Annotated in this window: 15 protein-coding genes and 1 pseudogene; all 16 read right to left on the bottom strand. The window is 34.3% G+C overall.

The annotated features are described in order from the left end of the window. Nucleotides 1-204: 204 nt before the first annotated feature. The 16 genes and pseudogenes from QM867_RS07165 to aroC all read right to left on the bottom strand — a co-directional run bounded on the left by QM867_RS07165 (nt 205) and on the right by aroC (nt 16,723). Nucleotides 205-1,695 carry an oligosaccharide flippase family protein gene (locus tag QM867_RS07165; RefSeq protein WP_414315432.1) on the bottom strand — a complete coding sequence of 497 codons (1,491 nt, stop codon included), beginning with the start codon at nt 1,693-1,695 and terminating at the stop codon, nt 205-207. 288 nt (nt 1,696-1,983) lie between these two features. After that, entirely contained in the window at nt 1,984-3,021 is a 1,038-nt protein-coding gene (locus tag QM867_RS07160; protein ID WP_248035315.1) for a prephenate dehydratase, read from the bottom strand. After that, nucleotides 3,021-4,475, bottom strand: coding sequence for an O-antigen polysaccharide polymerase Wzy family protein (locus tag QM867_RS07155; protein WP_248035380.1), 1,455 nt, complete (start codon nt 4,473-4,475; stop codon nt 3,021-3,023). Before QM867_RS07155 ends, QM867_RS07160 begins: the two co-directional genes overlap by 1 nt. Nucleotides 4,476-4,506: 31 nt before the next feature. Next, nucleotides 4,507-5,526 (bottom strand): sulfotransferase, encoded by a 1,020-nt coding sequence (locus tag QM867_RS07150; protein ID WP_248035317.1) that lies wholly within the window; start codon nt 5,524-5,526, stop codon nt 4,507-4,509. Between the two features lie 12 nt (nt 5,527-5,538). Beyond that, on the bottom strand, nt 5,539-6,642 hold the full coding sequence (locus tag QM867_RS07145; RefSeq protein WP_315639436.1) for a glycosyltransferase: 1,104 nt from the start codon (nt 6,640-6,642) through the stop codon (nt 5,539-5,541). Nucleotides 6,643-6,649: 7 nt separating this feature from the next. Next, nucleotides 6,650-7,615 carry a glycosyltransferase gene (locus QM867_RS07140; protein ID WP_414315431.1) on the bottom strand — a complete coding sequence of 322 codons (966 nt, stop codon included), beginning with the start codon at nt 7,613-7,615 and terminating at the stop codon, nt 6,650-6,652. Beyond that, nucleotides 7,612-8,826 carry a CDP-glycerol glycerophosphotransferase family protein gene (locus QM867_RS07135; protein ID WP_414315430.1) on the bottom strand — a complete coding sequence of 405 codons (1,215 nt, stop codon included), beginning with the start codon at nt 8,824-8,826 and terminating at the stop codon, nt 7,612-7,614. Before QM867_RS07135 ends, QM867_RS07140 begins: the two co-directional genes overlap by 4 nt. A gap of 44 nt (nt 8,827-8,870) precedes the next feature. Next, nucleotides 8,871-9,290 (bottom strand): annotated as a pseudogene (locus tag QM867_RS07130) (LicD family protein); the annotation flags it as partial. A gap of 143 nt (nt 9,291-9,433) precedes the next feature. Next, nucleotides 9,434-10,753: an LCP family protein gene (locus QM867_RS07125; protein ID WP_414315429.1), complete on the bottom strand. Its 1,320-nt coding sequence runs from the start codon at nt 10,751-10,753 to the stop codon at nt 9,434-9,436. Then, nucleotides 10,750-11,598: a prephenate dehydratase gene (pheA, locus tag QM867_RS07120; RefSeq protein ID WP_153224951.1), complete on the bottom strand. Its 849-nt coding sequence runs from the start codon at nt 11,596-11,598 to the stop codon at nt 10,750-10,752. Before pheA ends, QM867_RS07125 begins: the two co-directional genes overlap by 4 nt. Next, nucleotides 11,595-12,071 carry a shikimate kinase gene (locus QM867_RS07115; RefSeq protein ID WP_153224950.1) on the bottom strand — a complete coding sequence of 159 codons (477 nt, stop codon included), beginning with the start codon at nt 12,069-12,071 and terminating at the stop codon, nt 11,595-11,597. The genes pheA and QM867_RS07115 overlap by 4 nt, the downstream gene beginning before the upstream one ends. Continuing rightward, the gene (gene aroA / locus QM867_RS07110; protein WP_153224949.1) at nt 12,064-13,347 is read right to left on the bottom strand and encodes a 3-phosphoshikimate 1-carboxyvinyltransferase; all 1,284 of its coding nucleotides are present in this window, start codon (nt 13,345-13,347) and stop codon (nt 12,064-12,066) included. The genes QM867_RS07115 and aroA overlap by 8 nt, the downstream gene beginning before the upstream one ends. An 89-nt stretch (nt 13,348-13,436) precedes the next feature. Then, complete coding sequence (locus tag QM867_RS07105; RefSeq protein ID WP_036757185.1) at nt 13,437-13,775, bottom strand: YlbF/YmcA family competence regulator; 339 nt, start codon at nt 13,773-13,775, stop codon at nt 13,437-13,439. A 54-nt stretch (nt 13,776-13,829) separates the two neighbouring features. Further along, nucleotides 13,830-14,432 (bottom strand): hypothetical protein, encoded by a 603-nt coding sequence (locus tag QM867_RS07100; RefSeq protein WP_153224948.1) that lies wholly within the window; start codon nt 14,430-14,432, stop codon nt 13,830-13,832. A gap of 11 nt (nt 14,433-14,443) precedes the next feature. Then, nucleotides 14,444-15,547, bottom strand: a complete 1,104-nt coding sequence (locus QM867_RS07095) for a prephenate dehydrogenase (RefSeq protein ID WP_414315428.1) — start codon at nt 15,545-15,547, stop codon at nt 14,444-14,446. Nucleotides 15,548-15,556: 9 nt separating this feature from the next. Further along, nucleotides 15,557-16,723, bottom strand: coding sequence for a chorismate synthase (gene aroC, locus QM867_RS07090; protein WP_414315427.1), 1,167 nt, complete (start codon nt 16,721-16,723; stop codon nt 15,557-15,559). Nucleotides 16,724-16,727: the final 4 nt, after the last annotated feature.

Below are 16,727 nucleotides of genomic sequence, written 5' to 3'. Positions count from 1 at the left end.
GGTTTTAGGAACTTTGACAACTTTAAGAAACGAATTTTCATCGCTCTGAATATAAAAATGGAGAGGACAACGATTGTCCTCTCCAGATGTTAGCTTTTATTCAACCCACTACAGTTGACAAAGAGCCTCTTATTTAATTCTTAAAGCCTTGATAGACTTGATGAATGGTTGAAAAGAGTATTGAATGAATTGAGTTAATAACAATCATGATAGGTGAGTTGATCTTTTAATTTTAGCCAGTGCGAGATTAAGTGCATAGTGTAATGTTTTATCATTTGTTATAAAAAGAATAACGAAATAATAAACACCACAAGAGACAACTGTCGATAGAACCATGAATATCATATTAAGATTTACCGTAAAGGAGTCAACTTGGAAAAGCGTTTTAAAAACTAAATAAATAGGAATAAATCCAAGTGAGACAATAATGTAACGTATTAGAGTCAAGAAAATTTCTTTCAAATCATGCAATTTATGTTTCTTGATAAAATAAATTTCTAGTAGTACTACGATAATTTCTGCAATAATAGTAGTACTGATGTAATATTCTGGTAAGAAAATATTATTGAAATATAAGAGACAGTTAAATAAAATATTGATCCCACCACCAATAAAGTAAAAAGCAGTTAACCGATTTTCGTGATCATTAATGAATATAATTTGTCTACCAAGAATCAACTCGATTGCCCATATAATGCTCCTAAAAGCGAATAGGCTAGTAACGATACCAGCTTCAAGATACTTCTCAGATGAATAGATAACCGTTGCATACTTACCTAAAATCATGATTCCAATACTAGTTGGAATTGTAAGGAAATAAAATAATGATGCTGCTTGATTTACAAGGCTCTTATAAGAATTGTAATCTTTTTTTCCAAGATAATATCCTAGACGCGGGACACTTACGTTAATAGCTCCACCCAGAACACCGGCAATCAACATGACAATGTTGGAAGCGATGGTATAATAAGAAACGTAGTTTTCATCAGGTCCCTTGGTGATGAACAACCTATCAAGCAAAGTATAGAGCATGCTGGAATTTGCTAATAGCAGCATGGTCAAGAGTGGTTTAGATGCTTTTACTAACTCAAGGAAGCCAATCTTGACAAAGGAAACTTCTCTCTTGATCCAAAGAAAACTAAGTAAATAATTCAGTACAGTTGTTGCACTCATGACAATTGCATATGGAACAATATCATCCGCTGTTTTTACAAAGGTGAAGATGGTAACTAGCATAGTAATTCTAATAATCAACGTCTTGTAAAGTATGAAGGAATAATTTTCATAGGCTTCATTCATCCACTCAATATTGAGAAATTGAAATAGCGCTTGTGTACCTAAGATATAGTAGAGAACTTTAAGATTCTCAATACTAGTATCCAAGAAGATGAAGGTGAAGTAGATACCAGTAGTAAAGAGAGAAGTAAAAACAGAGATATAGAATAACTTAGAAAAGACATAATTGATCTTATTCTTATCATCCTTAACCTTACTGATAGCTCGAATCCCATAATTGTATATTCCAAAGGCAGCGAGTGGAATAACAAAGCTGGCCCATGTATTAGCAGTATTAAAATATCCGTAGTTAGATTTACTTAGAATCCGCGTCAAATAAGGATTAGTTATCAGCGGAAAGACGATATTAAGAATATTAACTAGCAAGCTAGCCAAAGCATTGACTTTTATATTTTTCATTACACTTCCTTTCTTAACTGTAAAATGCTCTCCCGTATTATATCATATTCTAGCTTTTTAGGATAAAATCTTAAAATTGAATAGGTTATACTAGACGAGACAGAATTTATAAAGTCTTTTACACTAAAGTAGAAGGGAGATACATATGTCTAGAAAACTTGTTGTATGTTCAACTGGAGAAGGCAAGGATTTTCCTATCCAGTTGGTAACTTTTCTTCGACTCATTACAGTGGCAAAAGAGTCTATACTCTAATATAATGTCATACTGTCCTTCAAAATTGACATAATCTACAAGCTATACGTAGCTACACCTAGTAGATTCTTATTTAAATTTTTAACAACTTGAAGATTTTCTTCAAAGTTTTTATATCTAGTTATACCATACTCTTCTACAAATAAAATGTTGTCAGAATCTAGTACAGACTTAATGTTATTTAAATTTCCAATGACAATATTTTCTGGTAAGGCTTTAGCATATTGCTTAGAAAATTTATCAAAAACATTTTTATTCGTTGCTATCACTAATAAGTTCTTATTTCCATTCTTATATTGTATAACATCTTTAAAATTAGCTACATTATCTAATTTCACTACAAAATCTACACCATATTTTTCATAATCTCCAGCTCTATTAATAGTTGGATTAAAAATATACGCTGCTACGTTAACAAATATTACTAAAAACAGAGCTCCAATTCCGAGTATAATCACACGAATGAATAAAGTAACTTTATTTACTCCAGATTCTATGTCATTTTTTTCAAGTTCTTTTGAATAAACTGTCTCCAATTTTTCAATTGTGACCCCAGAGTATGTCTGTTTATATTTATCAATCAAATAATCCAATTTCTGTTCAATAATATCATTCGCCAATTTACTTGGTGTTAATATTTTTACTGTAATTCCCGCATTATTTAATAAGGAATTTACTTCTATCTTTTTGTTCCAAAAATCAAAATTTGAGTTTTTAAGTGTAACCTCAGATGTCAGTAATTCTGACGCAATTTTTTTCATATCTGATTCTGATTGGTCATTGAACAAATAAGCTCCATTTAAATTGGCTTGAATCAAACGTCCATAGAAATCACTATATCCTCCAATTGTGTTACTATTAGGAGTTTTAGTTTCATCTTCTGGCGCTATGATTTTATACGAAAGATAACTAGAATAATTACTAGCATCCTTTACAACAGACTTTGTTGTAAGTACTTTATATGAGTATGGAATAGCTAAACAAAGAAATAAAACTATTAGTGAAACCAGATTTAATACTCTTCTCTTATAAATATTTGCAAATAAATCTGCAATCGAATAATTATCAAACATTATACATCTCCTTTATTATCAACTGTGTATTTTAATTTTCTTTCTATTAGGGTTGCTACAAAAAAGATAACAAAAATAATTCCCCAATATTGCAATGTAACTAAATTAAAGAAGCTCTCTGTAAAGCCTCCTCTCGGCATAAAGAATAGATTATTTAAAATTAATAACGTAATACCGAATAATAGTACTCCAGATTTATAAGCTGATTTTATCATAAATATGAAACCTATTCCCATTAGAATACTCAACAGAAATAGTCCAAGCATTCCATAATCAGTATACATTTCCATTATATAGCTTCCACCTATGCCATGACCTGCCAAATAATCCTGTTTCAAAACAATATACGAAATATTGTGAGCGTATCTGTCACTTTCAAGAGCTAATTCTAGACTATTATTAGCACTAGTAAAGGGAGTTCCACCAAATAAAATACCTAAATTCCCTCTAGTGATATACTCAATTATAGGACTAAATGTATAATTTCTAAACTCTTTTATTGGTAAATTACTTCCATATAAGTATCCCCTTGCTAAAACACCAAAGCTAGTTCCTTGTTTATAGATAAAATCTAAAAAAAGTTCAGAAATACTCATATTCCCAATCCCTGCTCCATCACGGGCATAATTCAAAAATCCCATAACAAGCATCATGATAGGAGCACCTATATAGAACATAGCTTTTTCTTTTACACCTATCCATATCCCTTTTTCTGTTTGATTTCTCATAAAATAATAAATAAAAGAAAATATCAAACTTAATACAAATGGATTTCTAGTTCCTATTAAAAGATTAATCACATTTCCAACGACAAACATACCTAACACTATTGTTGAATGACGTTTGTTGGGCTTAGTAGCTAAATAGATACACATGGCATAAACTACAAACGTTGATAATGTATAGGTAAAATAAGGTAGCTCGCTTTTGAAATCTGCATAATACTCATAATATGATACATTTACTCTATACATTAGCCGTTCGATTAACCTAATTAAATAGAACGGATATGAAACTAGAAATACTGCTAGAGATACTTTTCTTATACTATTTATAAATAATATAGATTTTTGAGTTTTATAGCCCTCTTTTTTATTGTTTTCTTTTTTAGAAATTAATAAACCTCCTATTGTTAATCCAATAATAGAAACAATAACAGCCAAAAATGAAAATCTATAGACATCTTCCTGATAAGTATTTATCAACCCCTGCTTGAAATAATCTATGGTTGGTCTAGACACTAAAAATAGAAAAATTGTAATGTAAAAAATAAGGTGGATTATATAATACTTTATATTGTTAAAACAGTATAGGATACTACTTATAATAAGCATAACTAAAGTTATCAATAACGTAATAATCGAATTGTTATATATATATGCAATACCCAAAAAAATAGTTATAACATAGCTAAATAGCGTAATTAGATAATACACTCTTTTCCAATCTAATATCAAATACTCACCTCATTCCTCTACACAGTAATTAAAAAACATCCCCAGTAGAAACAATACGTTTCTTAAAATTATATAGGTACTCTGATAATTCTAACTCTATCATTTCTACTTCCTCCCTGTATTTATCATCTCTATTGTAAACTTGTAAATTATTCACAGAAATAGCTGGGTTGAAATACTCAAACTTTGCTTTATGATGGACAGAATCTATACCGATGAAATTTTCTATATCTTGTTTTGTTTCCTCATAATTCAAAACCAAATCCTCAAAATTTAATCGTAATGCTAAAGTATTTGTTTTTTTCTCATTTTCTCTCATCATTTTGTAATAATTACAAAATTCCTTAACATCGGTTGGATATGGCACCTCTTGATTTCTTGGCTTCCAAAAGTATTTATTCATTATAAATACATCCCGAGGATCTCTAGAAATTATTATTGGAAATAACTCTTCAATTTTATAATTATCAATTATATTAAGATTATGGGGCAATAAAAGCTGATCTAGGACTATATACTCTTCTTTATCCGAAATTTCTTTTATTACATTCAAAATAAATTTTCTACTTTTTTCATAGAAATCATCCGACGCTACCATACTCATTTCTAATTGCACTTGTTTTGGCTTTGTTGTCTTTTTAAAGATAATTCTCTTTATAACTCTCATAAGCCAGGCAATTTTTGAAGGTTTTTGATGATAATACCAAATCCCCTGATATTTACTAGTTATTATAGAATCCAAATAAGATTCTACCACATTCATGAAGTTATGCGATATTTTATCTTTATAATCAGCTATTCCCCAACCATCATAATGATACAACTTTTCCATGAGTTTTCTAAAATTCTTTATGGCTTCATCGCTTCTTATAGCATTATTATTATATAGTAATTTATATTCTAAATCAAATAATCCATCGGGTGCATATAAGAATACATACTCAAAGTCTGAATTTTTTGTGTTTATTCCTTCATATTCTTTTAATAAATCTGTCACAGCAGAAGATCCACTTCCCATATAACTCATAGGAACTATGATTTTATCCATATTTTTATCATCCTATAATTCTTTAATGATTTTTTTTATACTAGCAACTTGTTTATCTAAGGAAAATTTATCTACGTGTTCTCTACACACTTCCGACTTAATTATTCTATTTTCCTTATTTTTACTAAGTTCTTCTACAATATAATTGGTGATTTCTTCATTGTTGTCTGAAACAAAGCCACATTTTTGAGAATTATATAGTTCATTTGTTCCCCCTACAGGTGTACTAATGAATCCCTTTCCCAAAGCTAAACTTTCGACTAAAACAGTAGGAAAGCCCTCTGCTTCTGATAATAAAATGACATAAGAAGATTTTTTTATGTATGGATACGGGTTTTTAACATAGCCCAACATAAAAACATTGTTCTCTAATTGATTATCAAGTATAAATTTATTAACGTATTCCTCTAAATCGCCTTTGCCTAATAGATATAATTTTTTATTGGGAATCCTTTCAACCACATTCTTAAAAACTTCTAACAGTCTCTTTATGCCTTTTGATTCTTCGATTCGTCCTATATAGATAAGACTATCCTCTTCAAATTTAATTTCCGCATTTTCAAGAGATTTAGCATTGATATCATTAAAATCATATCCATTATATACTAGTTCTATTTTTTTCTTATACTCAGGATAAATTTCTTTGATGGATTCTTCTGTTTTTTCTGAAATAGCTATTATTTTGTTAACTGATCTTAGTTTTTTACCTTGTCTAATTCTAGATATTTTATGATTTTGCAAATTATAAATTGTTCCATGATTCCACGATATTGTTTTCACATCATCATTAAGTAAATAAACTGGATAAAGATAATTAAAAGCAATCTCATAATCGTATTTTTTTCGAGTTATTCTATTTCTAAAAAATTTTGGAAAGAACAAGAACAACTTCCATTTAATGTTTTTAAAAAGACTAGCATTTTCTAAATTTTTGAATACAGGTTCTAATACATTAATATTTTCATCATCACTCCCTACAGCACCATGATGATTTATCTCTAAAATATCAATATCGTATTCGTCGCTTAATCCTTTGGAAATATTTTCCAAAATTTTTTCAGCTCCGCCCCCCATACTAAAAGACCAGGTTATAAACAAGACTTTCTTTTTACCCATATCTCACCTATTTCAAAAGTTTTTTCACTATTTTTCTTTGATTATATTTTATCAAATACATTAGTATTTTTCTCTTTAAAGGTTGACTCTTTAAATATTTATTTTTTATCCAATTTGGATATTTAATTTTAACTTTTTTTAGATATTCATCTAATAGAGGAGATGTTTCATCTATTCTTAAGATATTTGCATATCCTCCGTATAAAATATGGTACCAGTTAAAATATTCTAACTCTTCTTTAAATTCTCCTGGATAATTTTCTGCATAGTATTCTTCAACACTACTCAACATAGCTTCTATGTCTCTTATTTTATTTATAGCAGTGCCACCACGCATAATAGAACCTTCTGTTAAATAATATTTGTATATGCTAAAATTAAAGTATTTTGCTTTACTTACATTGGGCCATAGTCTTGACATAAACTCAAAATCTTCATATAAATAGCCACTTTTAAAGGTTACTTTAGTTTTTCTTAAAAATTCTAAATCATATATATAATGCCAAACAGCATTTGGAAGAGTAAAAAGTTTCTTTTCTGTATTAGGAATAAGTATCGTATTTTCTTGTATTCCCATACTTATAGTCTCTAGTTTACTATTCTCATATCCTACTCGATAATCAAATATATTTACTTCTTCTAGTTTTTGATTAGCTATAAATTCTATTGCCCCTTCATCTATCTCATCATCTACATCAACAAACCATAGATAATCTCCACTAGCTTCTTCTAGAATTACTCTTCTTACATGAGCTAAACCTGAATTGGTTTGTGTTATTACTTTTATCTGGGATATTTTTTCACTATACTCTTTTAATATTGTTTTACTATTATCTTTTGAACCATCATTTACTATTAATAATTCTAACTTTATGTTTTCTTTTGCTTTCTCATACTCTTTGAGTATAGAATCTATACAACGAGATATATATTTTTCTCCGTTATATACTGGTATGCCTATTGTTAATTTCATTCTTTTTTTCCTATTATCTCTTTTATAAATCTATATACTCTTTTAGAATTTCTGTCATCGTATATTCTAAAAAACTTTTCAATTTTTTCTTTGTATCTATCTTCCAGGATCCACTTATTATTAAATTGTTTTTGAATATCTGATATTAATTCATCTAGGGTATCTATTGATTTTCCGAAGCCATCTTTATAATCATAGTATCCTTCTTCGTACTGACCCTCCCTAAATTTTTTATAATCAAATTGATAAAACAAAACTGGCTTTCTCATATAAGCAAAGTCCATAAATACACTTGAATAATCTGTAATTAAAAAAGCTGACTCTTTTAATAATTCTTGTATATCATATTTTTTCCAATCTGCCAATATGATATTATCCGAAGAAGTTTGAAATTCTTGTAAATTATTTTGCATATTTCTATGCGGATAAAAAATTAACGTTAAGTCATTTTCTTCTAAAAAAGTTTTTAGGTCCTTACTTAATAAAAACTCATTCCATTTTTTAAAATATTCACTTTCTGTAAAAATACTGCCTTCATTAAAGCTAGTTCTAGCTTTAGTATTTAGGTTTAACCATTCTCTCCATGTAGGCATTACAAGAATTTGATTATTTTTTACAATGTTATTATGGAGGTTGTCAAATCTAGGAAAACCTAAATATTTTACATACCCACTAGGATAACCAAACTTTTCCTCTATTTCCTTGCACTCTTGTTCTGCTCCACATATAAAGCCACGCATCTTTGTATTTTCATAATATAGCCATTTAGCATCTGAAACTGTTATTCCATGTTGTAAAAATACTTTATTGGTTTTTAATCCTAAATATACTTCCATAAGATTAAAAACAGCTGCATTAGGGTTTCCCGCTTTTTGTGTACTTACATTTACTCCTGCACTTAAATAATAAATCCAGTGTCTCAAAGACCAATACTGTATACATTCTCCTAACTCTTTGACTTTTTGAGCATCAGGAGATTTCAAATCAATAACATATATTACATTTTCCTCTGGGTGATTTTCTCTAATATATTTAAACAACCAATAGCCATTATCTCTAGCTTCTTTTTCACTTTCACATATTAGTATTAGATTCTTATTCTTGCGTCTAAAGAAAAGAGAAATAACATAGGCTATAGGAAAAATAAATATAAGCGAAATAATATCTCTTATAGAAATTAATCTTAATTTTTCAAAAAAATTTCTACTCATCTTAGTACCTCCTCATATACGTGCTTATAGTTTAATGAAAATTTCCAACTTATTCTCTTTTTTATTAGAGCAAAAATCTGATGTTTGGAAAAATAATCCAAGGGAAGAACATCCAGAGCCAAGCCATGTGGGAGGTCCAAATCTTGTTGGTAAGGCTTGATGCAAGTTGTTGACTTGTCTCGAATAGTGATAAAGAGGTTGCGGTCAACAAAGTCTCTATCACTTTTTGATAGGAAGTAACGCTTATCCGCATAACGAGGCCATAGCTCTGCTAATTTTTCATAATCCTTGCGAGGCATAAAGAAGTCTAAATCATCATCCCAAGGAATAAAACCTTTATTTCGTAGAGCTCCAATAGCTCCTCCACCACACAAATAACAGAGTAAATCGTGTTCTTTACAAAAGGCGACAAAATATTCAGCCATCTCTAAGCTACGAGTTTGAATTGCCTTTAAATCACTCATCTTATTCTCTTCCTCTCCTGATAGAATACATCATTCTATTATACCATAAAAAACGTTTATAAAACCATCTAACCATGTTAAAAATCAAAGCCCGAGACACCTGTTGCCATAGGTATACCAAGCTCTGATTCGTTTTTTTCAGTTTACCTAAATCCCATCTGGGCCAGTTTATTTTGGTAAGCTTTTTGGTCCACTCGAAGGGATTGACCACCGTATACGTCAAAGTCGTCTACCCAGTCTCCAAGTTCTGGAACTGTCAATCTTTCAATACCATTCTGACCTCCTTCAAGGACTGATAAGCCATTGGTCAATAAGAAAGTATATGGAAGGTTTGTAGAGGTCATGGCAAATACTTTTCCTAGTGCTTCTGAGCCCGTGAAAAGTTTTGTCGGATCTTTAATCTGCTGCAAGACAGCTGTCATGACCTGCTGTTGTCGACGAGTACGGCCATAGTCCCCCTCATCATCATCACGGAAACGTGCATAGTTGAGAAGAGTCGAACCATTCATCTGTTGTTTCCCAGCTCGAATAGTTTGAGTCGGTGACTCAGTTTCCGTTGCGTGCAAGTCATCTCCTACAGTCGCTTCTGTAACTGGAACCCCATTTAGAGTTGAAAACTGAGCATCAATAGTCACACCATCAGGGAAAAGCGTATCAATGGCTGTCGCAAAGGCTTGGAAATCGACAAGGGCATAATATTTGATGTCTAGATCAAAATTATCCTTGAGCACCTTTCGGACCATTTCGGCTCCTTGTTTACCTTCTTGTTCCCCTAATTCGTAGGCTAAGTTCAACTTATGGTCTGCTTGTTTTTGACCGTTAATAACTTGGCTATATCCATCGATATAAACTAGGTTGTCCCGCATAAAACTAACCAGCTTAAGCTTCTTATCTTTACCACTAACATTCAGAACCATGACAGAATCCGTCCGTGTTTCTGAACTATTCTGTCCGATACGGCCATCTGTTCCCAAAATAAGAATATTAACACCATCTCGGGTATCCTGTCCATTAAAAACCTCAACCTGAGCAGCTTTGGCATCTTTGGGCCCATTTGAGCTATTAGGATTCGCCGATTGGAATCCCTTTAAGAACATGACGATCATTCCAACTGCTACACAAAGCAATAACATCCCTAACCAAGCAAATAAGCGTTTAAAACGAAAACCTCTTTTTTTCTTTGGCTTCTTAGCTTTTGGAACCTTTGTTTCCAGTTGAGCCCCACCACTACGGCGGCTAGAACGGCTACGATTAGCATAGGTTGGCAGGTCGATACCAGAGTCTGAAAGAAGTTGTTCTTTGGCTTCTGGATTGAAAACTTCCTCTGAATCTTTTTGACCTTCTAACTTAGCATGTAAAAAGTCAAATTCTCTCTTTTCTTTCTCATTCAAATAATGAATATTTTTCAAAAGATAGTCATATCTCAGTTTTTCATGGTGTGTCAAAGGATTCTCTCTAGTCATTCCTTCTCCTTTCCTTTATCCTGTATTGTATAGATAGGATAAGCACCTAGTACTTTATACTGGATTCCAATCGTTTCTAGTTCTTTTTGAGCAAAATGGATCAGTTCTTTATCAGTATAAGCGACATCAATGATAAAAAAGTATTCGCCCAAGGCTGTTTTTAGAGGACGACTCTCAATTTTAGTCAAGTCAATCCCGCGCCATGCAAAGGTAGAAAGTGCTTTGTATAATGCACCTGGAAGATTATCTGGCAAGGTCAAAGCTAGACTCATCTTTTCAGAACCTGCATTCAAGGGGATTTGTGGTAATTTAGGTCCCAAAACCCAAAAACGAGTAAAATTGGCTTCCATTTCTTGAATATCTTGAGCGATGAGTTCTAAACCATATTCCTCTGCAGAACTTCTTGGGGCAATCGCCGCAAATGGTTGATCAGGATGCTCAGAAACATAGCGCGCAGCGTAGGCTGTACTGGCAGTGACTTCTAGTTGCGCATCTGGATAATGCTCGTCAATAAATTTCTTCCCTTGTGCCAATGCTTGTGGGTGAGAAAAGATTTTCTCAATTTTAGATTGCCCTGGCACTGCCATCAACTGTTGGTGGATTGGCTGAACAATCTCTGCCACAGCTTGAATGCGAGCCTGATGGAAAAGATAGTCCAAAGTCTCATGGACACTACCTTCAATGGAATTTTCAACCGGCACTACTGAATAGTCTACCAATCCCTGTTCATAGGCCTTGATAACATCTGTAATATTTGAAAAAGGCTCTAGTTCCTCATGTGGAAAAGCCGTCTGCACAACATGGTGCGAAAAAGATCCTTTGGGACCTAGATAGGCAATTTTCATATCAATTCCTCAATAATTTCCTCTGGGATTAGCTTGGACACATCGATAACTTTACTAGCCACTTCCTCATACCAAGCCTGTCTTTCATTAAAAATTGCAGCTAAATCTTCCTTGCTATTGTTTAGAAATAGCGGGCGTTGATTGTCCTTATCGGCTGAAATTCGCTGGTAAAGGGTCTCAAAATCCGCTTTTAGGTAGATATTCTCTGGATTTTGTTTGAGCAAGGCACGATTTTTCTGAGAAATGACCACTCCACCACCAGTAGACACGACTTGGTTCATTTTTAGTAGGTCAGCCAAAACTTCTTCTTCTATCTGACGGAAGGCTGCTTCTCCTTTTTCTTCAAAGAAACGAGCAATTGGCATCCCCAGTCGGTCTTCAAGCAAGGCATCCATGTCTACAAAGTCAGGATCTAATCCTCTAGCAATAGTAGATTTTCCTGCACCCATAAAACCTAGTAAAACCTTAGCCATGGATCAAGGTCTCCAAATCATCAAAGAAGCTTGGATAGCTAGTATTGATAGCTTCTGCACGGTCCAATTCGACTTCTCCATCTGCAACTAAGAGAGCTGCAATGGCTGTCATCATACCGATACGGTGGTCTCCAAAGGTGTTGACTCTGGCTCCATGGAGGACAGATTTCCCTTTGATTATCATTCCGTCTGCTGTAGGAGTGATAGTTGCCCCCATGCTATTTAAAGCATCTGCGACAACTTGAATGCGGTCCGTCTCTTTGACTTTAAGTTCTTCAGCATCTTTGATAACCGTTTTCCCCTGAGCTTGGGTAGCAAGGAGCGCAATAATCGGCAATTCATCAATTAAGCGTGGAATCAAAGCTCCACCAATCTCTGTTCCCTTCAAATCTGAAGTTTCAACAGTCAAGGTTGCAGACTTGGCAATTGGATCAATATCAGTAAGTTCTAGTTTCCCACCCATAGCACGGATAACATCGATGATACCTGTACGTGTTTCATTAATACCAACATTCTTAAGCACCACTCGAGAATTTGGAACAATCAAACCTGCAACTAACCAAAAGGCTGCACTGGAAATGTCACCAGGTACGACAACCGTTTGCCCACTTAGTTTTTGTGGCCCTTGGACTGTGATTTTCTTACCATCGACACTCAAGTCTCCGCCAAATTGACGCAGCATATCTTCTGTATGATTACGAGTGCACTCCTTCTCAATGATGACAGACTGACCCTGAGCCTGTAAAGCCGCAAAAATCAAGGCAGACTTGACCTGAGCAGAGGCAATTGGCAATTCATATTGAATAGGTTTTAAGTTTTTTGTACCTTTTAAGTGCAAAGGTGGCAAGTCTCGCTCTGTTTGACCTGAAATGCTAACTCCCATTTTTTTCAAAGGAAGAGTTACACGGTCCATAGGGCGTTTGGAAAGACTATCATCTCCAAACATCTCTACTTCAAAGTCTGCACCAGCAAGGACGCCTGAAATTAAACGAATAGAGGTCCCAGAATTCCCCATATCAAGAGCATTCTGTTGGGCTTTCAATCCATTCAGCCCAACACCTTGAATGGTCACGACACCGTCTTTGTCCTCAATATCAACGCCGAGGTCACGAAAAACTTGCATAGTTGATAGGACATCTTCACCACGCAAGATATCATAAACCTTAGTCTCACCCTCAGCTAAGCTTCCAAAAATAATCGAGCGATGACTGATGGACTTATCTCCTGGTACCCGAATACTACCATTTAAGTGCTTAATGTTTGTTTTTAATTTCATAGTGGTCCTCATACTGACAATACTTTTTCTTATTTTATCATAAAAAGTCAGAAATTTCTTAAAAATTCCTGACTTTATGAGGTAAATTCTTATTTTAAAAGTTCTGAAATTGGTTCAAATACAATTTTTTCAATATCAGAAAGGTAGATAGAAAGTTGTTGCTGTTTGGCAAAGAATTCTGACAAGAGAGAGTTGCCTTGAATCTGTTTACCAAAGCTTTCCATTTTTTCTTGAAAAGAAGCGTCTGGAATTTGACCAGTTTGTGCCATGATTTGGATTTCATGCTGAAAAGCAATATAATCTGCAAAAATTTTGCTAGCTTCTGCATCTGCTTGGATGGCATCTCTAGCTTCCTTAACTGCCTTGTATTCAGGCAATTCGCGTAGTCCACGACTAAGTGCATTTGCACTATCATAAATATTTGACATAATTGTCCTCCTTATTTGATTCTATTCAATTTACTAGATACTCTTTAATAGTTATTATTGTACAATAACTTTAATGTGACCTCTTGAATTTCCATAACTTAATTCCTTGTCTGGTACATAGTTTATCTTCAATGAACCTAAAGTAGAATCTGTTATAGTCTCATTTAACACAAGATTATCAAAATAGTTATTTACCTCATCATCAGATAAAGACGTTTCAATCGATTTAACAATATCATGAAATACTTCTTTCATCCCTGCTACACCAGAGGAACTATTTTCATTTGTTTGATTAATTGTTACATTAATTTTATCAGTATCATTTGCATGTAAAAGTTCCAAGTAATAACCGTAGCTTGTTGCGAAATATTTTATTTTTATATTTCCTTTTTTGATATTTTCTAATGGACTATTAGAAATGTCGTTATAGTTATTGATAAAATCATTTACAACTTTATCATCTGCAAATTTAGGAGTCTTTTTCTCAACACTTGATTCATTTTTCGAACTCTCTGTTGTCTCGTCAACATTGACAGTTGTCGTATCAACATTAACATCTGAACTTTTTTTCTGACCATTTTTAGTAGCACAGCCACCAAGTAACATAACACTTATAAAGATAACAACGAATACAGATTTAATTCCCCTATTTGACATAATTGTCCTCCTTATTTAATAACGACTGTGTAATTTGTATTTTCTGTAATGACTTGCTCAGCACGTTTTAAATCCTGAGCATTCTTAAAGGAAATTTGCAGAATCCCGTGAATATCCTCACGATTTTCCTCGTTGATATGGATATTGACCAAGGAAGTTCCTCGCAGCAATTCCAAAATCCGCAGGATGACATCTTCTTCATCGGGAACGTCGACATAGAGGTCATAAGAGCTATCCACTCCACCACGCTTATGAATTTCCATGGCCTGACGTTGTGCACGCGCTTGGTTGAAAAAGTTCCAAATCTGATCTTTATCTCCCTTGCTGATGGCTTGACCAATCGCTTCCAAACGTTCCTTAAAATCCTCAATTCTCTCTAGGATTGTCTCACGATTGGACAAGAGAATGGAGGTCCACATTCCCGGCTCGCTTTCCGCAATCCGAGTCATATCTCGAAAACCACCTGCTGCAAAGCGTCGCGCCATTTCATGCTCTTCAGCATAACTTGCAGTTTGTTCCATTAAACCTGATGCCAAGATATGAGGAAAATGGCTAATCTGAGAAGTCACTCGGTCATGCTCTTCAGCATCGATTTCAATGAAACGAGCGTGCAGACCTGACAGCAAGTCCTTCATTTCTTCAAGCGTGTCAGGACTAGTTAAACTTGATGGCGTAAAGATATAGTAGGCATTTTCAAAAAGATTAACATCGGCAGAAGCCGCTCCTGTCTTATGACTACCTGCCATAGGATGAGCCCCTACAAAGCGAACAGGCTTATCTGCAAAACAGTTCTCAGCTGTAACCACGATAGCTGACTTGGTCGATCCAGCATCAGAAATAATGACACCTTCTTTTAGTTCCAAAGTTGCCAATTCTTGTAAAAAAGCAATGGTTTGCTTGATTGGCAGGGTAAGAATGATGACGTCTGCAAGTGGAGCAAAACTGGCAAAATCATCCGTCGCACGGTCAATCATTCCTCTCTCCAAGGCAATATCTCTAGACGTTTGACTACGATTGTATCCTAAAATTTCATAATCAGGATGATCCCGCTTGATTCCGAGTGCCATGGAAGCACCAATCAAACCCAATCCTGCGATATAGATGGTTTTAGCCATAAGAACTCCTTAATAATTCTTTGTATACTCCCGATGTTTAGCAACAGCTTCTTTTAATTCCTCCAGATTATCAGAAGAGAATTTCTCTAGAATTTCTTTGGCTAAAACTGTTGCTACAACTGCTTCCATAACAACACCTGCTGCTGGAAGAGCGGTTGGATCACTTCTCTCCACCGTTGCCTTATAAGGCTCATGGGTTTCAATATCGACACTCATTAATGGCTTATAGAGAGTCGGAATTGGTTTCATGACCCCACGAACAATAATCGGTTGGCCATTGGTCATGCCACCTTCAAAACCTCCAAGGTTATTCGTTCGACGAGTATAGCCTTCTTCTTTAGACCAGAGAATTTCATCCATGACTTGACTACCCTTGAGATAACCTGCTTTAAAGCCTAGTCCAAACTCCACACCCTTAAAGGCGTTGATTGAAATAACTGCTTGAGCTAGTCTCGCATCTAGTTTGCGATCCCATTGAACATAAGAACCCAGACCAACAGGAACACCACCCACAACTGTTTCGACAACACCACCAATAGTATCTCCATCACGTTTAATCTGATCAATATAATCCTTGATCTCCTGCTCACGTTCTTGGTTAACGATAGAAACTTCTGATTGAGCAGCCAGTTTTTTAATCTCTAAAACTGTTAAGTTTTCTGGAACATCGATTTCCTTGCCGCCAAAAACAACAACATGGTTGGCAATTTCGATATCAAGCTCAGCTAAAAGTCGCTTGGCTACTGCTCCAACTGCAACCCGCATAGTTGTTTCACGGGCAGATGAACGTTCCAAAGAATTTCGCAAGTCATCAAAGCGGTATTTAATCCCACCAACTAAATCTGCGTGACCTGGGCGAGGATGAGTGATTTTTCGTTTGCTTTTAAGTTTATCCTCAATATCCTCGGCAGACATGATATCCAGCCATTTTTGATGGTCTTTGTTAATGACATCCATGGTAATGGGAGCACCTGTCGTCTTACCATGACGAACTCCAGAAGTGAAGACAACCTGATCACTCTCGATTTTCATACGTCCACCACGACCGTAACCGCCTTGGCGACGTTTGAGATCCTCATTGATATCTTCTGCAGTCAAAGGCAGTCCTGCTGGAATTCCTTCAATAATTGCTGTCAGACGAGGACCATGTGATTCTCCTGCTGTTAAATATCTCATACAT

The organism is Streptococcus infantis (assembly GCF_047463635.1).
Lineage (GTDB): Bacteria > Bacillota > Bacilli > Lactobacillales > Streptococcaceae > Streptococcus > Streptococcus infantis_W.
Note: the sequence above shows the minus strand (reverse complement) of the source record. Positions and strands in the feature narration are given on the sequence as shown.

Bases quoted from the DNA above. Each gene is read 5' to 3' on its own strand.
- QM867_RS07160 (WP_248035315.1), bottom strand. From the start codon at position 3,021: ATGTTTGATAATTATTCGATTGCAGATTTATTTGCAAATATTTATAAG.
- QM867_RS07150 (WP_248035317.1), bottom strand. From the start codon at position 5,526: ATGGATAAAATCATAGTTCCTATGAGTTATATGGGAAGTGGATCTTCT.
- QM867_RS07115 (WP_153224950.1), bottom strand. From the start codon at position 12,071: ATGGCTAAGGTTTTACTAGGTTTTATGGGTGCAGGAAAATCTACTATT.
- QM867_RS07095 (WP_414315428.1), bottom strand. From the start codon at position 15,547: ATGGCTAAAACCATCTATATCGCAGGATTGGGTTTGATTGGTGCTTCC.
- aroA (WP_153224949.1), bottom strand. From the start codon at position 13,347: ATGAAATTAAAAACAAACATTAAGCACTTAAATGGTAGTATTCGGGTA.
- QM867_RS07125 (WP_414315429.1), bottom strand. From the start codon at position 10,753: ATGACTAGAGAGAATCCTTTGACACACCATGAAAAACTGAGATATGAC.
- QM867_RS07135 (WP_414315430.1), bottom strand. From the start codon at position 8,826: ATGAGTAGAAATTTTTTTGAAAAATTAAGATTAATTTCTATAAGAGAT.
- QM867_RS07165 (WP_414315432.1), bottom strand. From the start codon at position 1,695: ATGAAAAATATAAAAGTCAATGCTTTGGCTAGCTTGCTAGTTAATATT.
- pheA (WP_153224951.1), bottom strand. From the start codon at position 11,598: ATGAAAATTGCCTATCTAGGTCCCAAAGGATCTTTTTCGCACCATGTT.
- QM867_RS07100 (WP_153224948.1), bottom strand. From the start codon at position 14,432: ATGTCAAATAGGGGAATTAAATCTGTATTCGTTGTTATCTTTATAAGT.
- QM867_RS07105 (WP_036757185.1), bottom strand. From the start codon at position 13,775: ATGTCAAATATTTATGATAGTGCAAATGCACTTAGTCGTGGACTACGC.
- QM867_RS07145 (WP_315639436.1), bottom strand. From the start codon at position 6,642: ATGGGTAAAAAGAAAGTCTTGTTTATAACCTGGTCTTTTAGTATGGGG.
- QM867_RS07140 (WP_414315431.1), bottom strand. From the start codon at position 7,615: ATGAAATTAACAATAGGCATACCAGTATATAACGGAGAAAAATATATA.
- aroC (WP_414315427.1), bottom strand. From the start codon at position 16,723: ATGAGATATTTAACAGCAGGAGAATCACATGGTCCTCGTCTGACAGCA.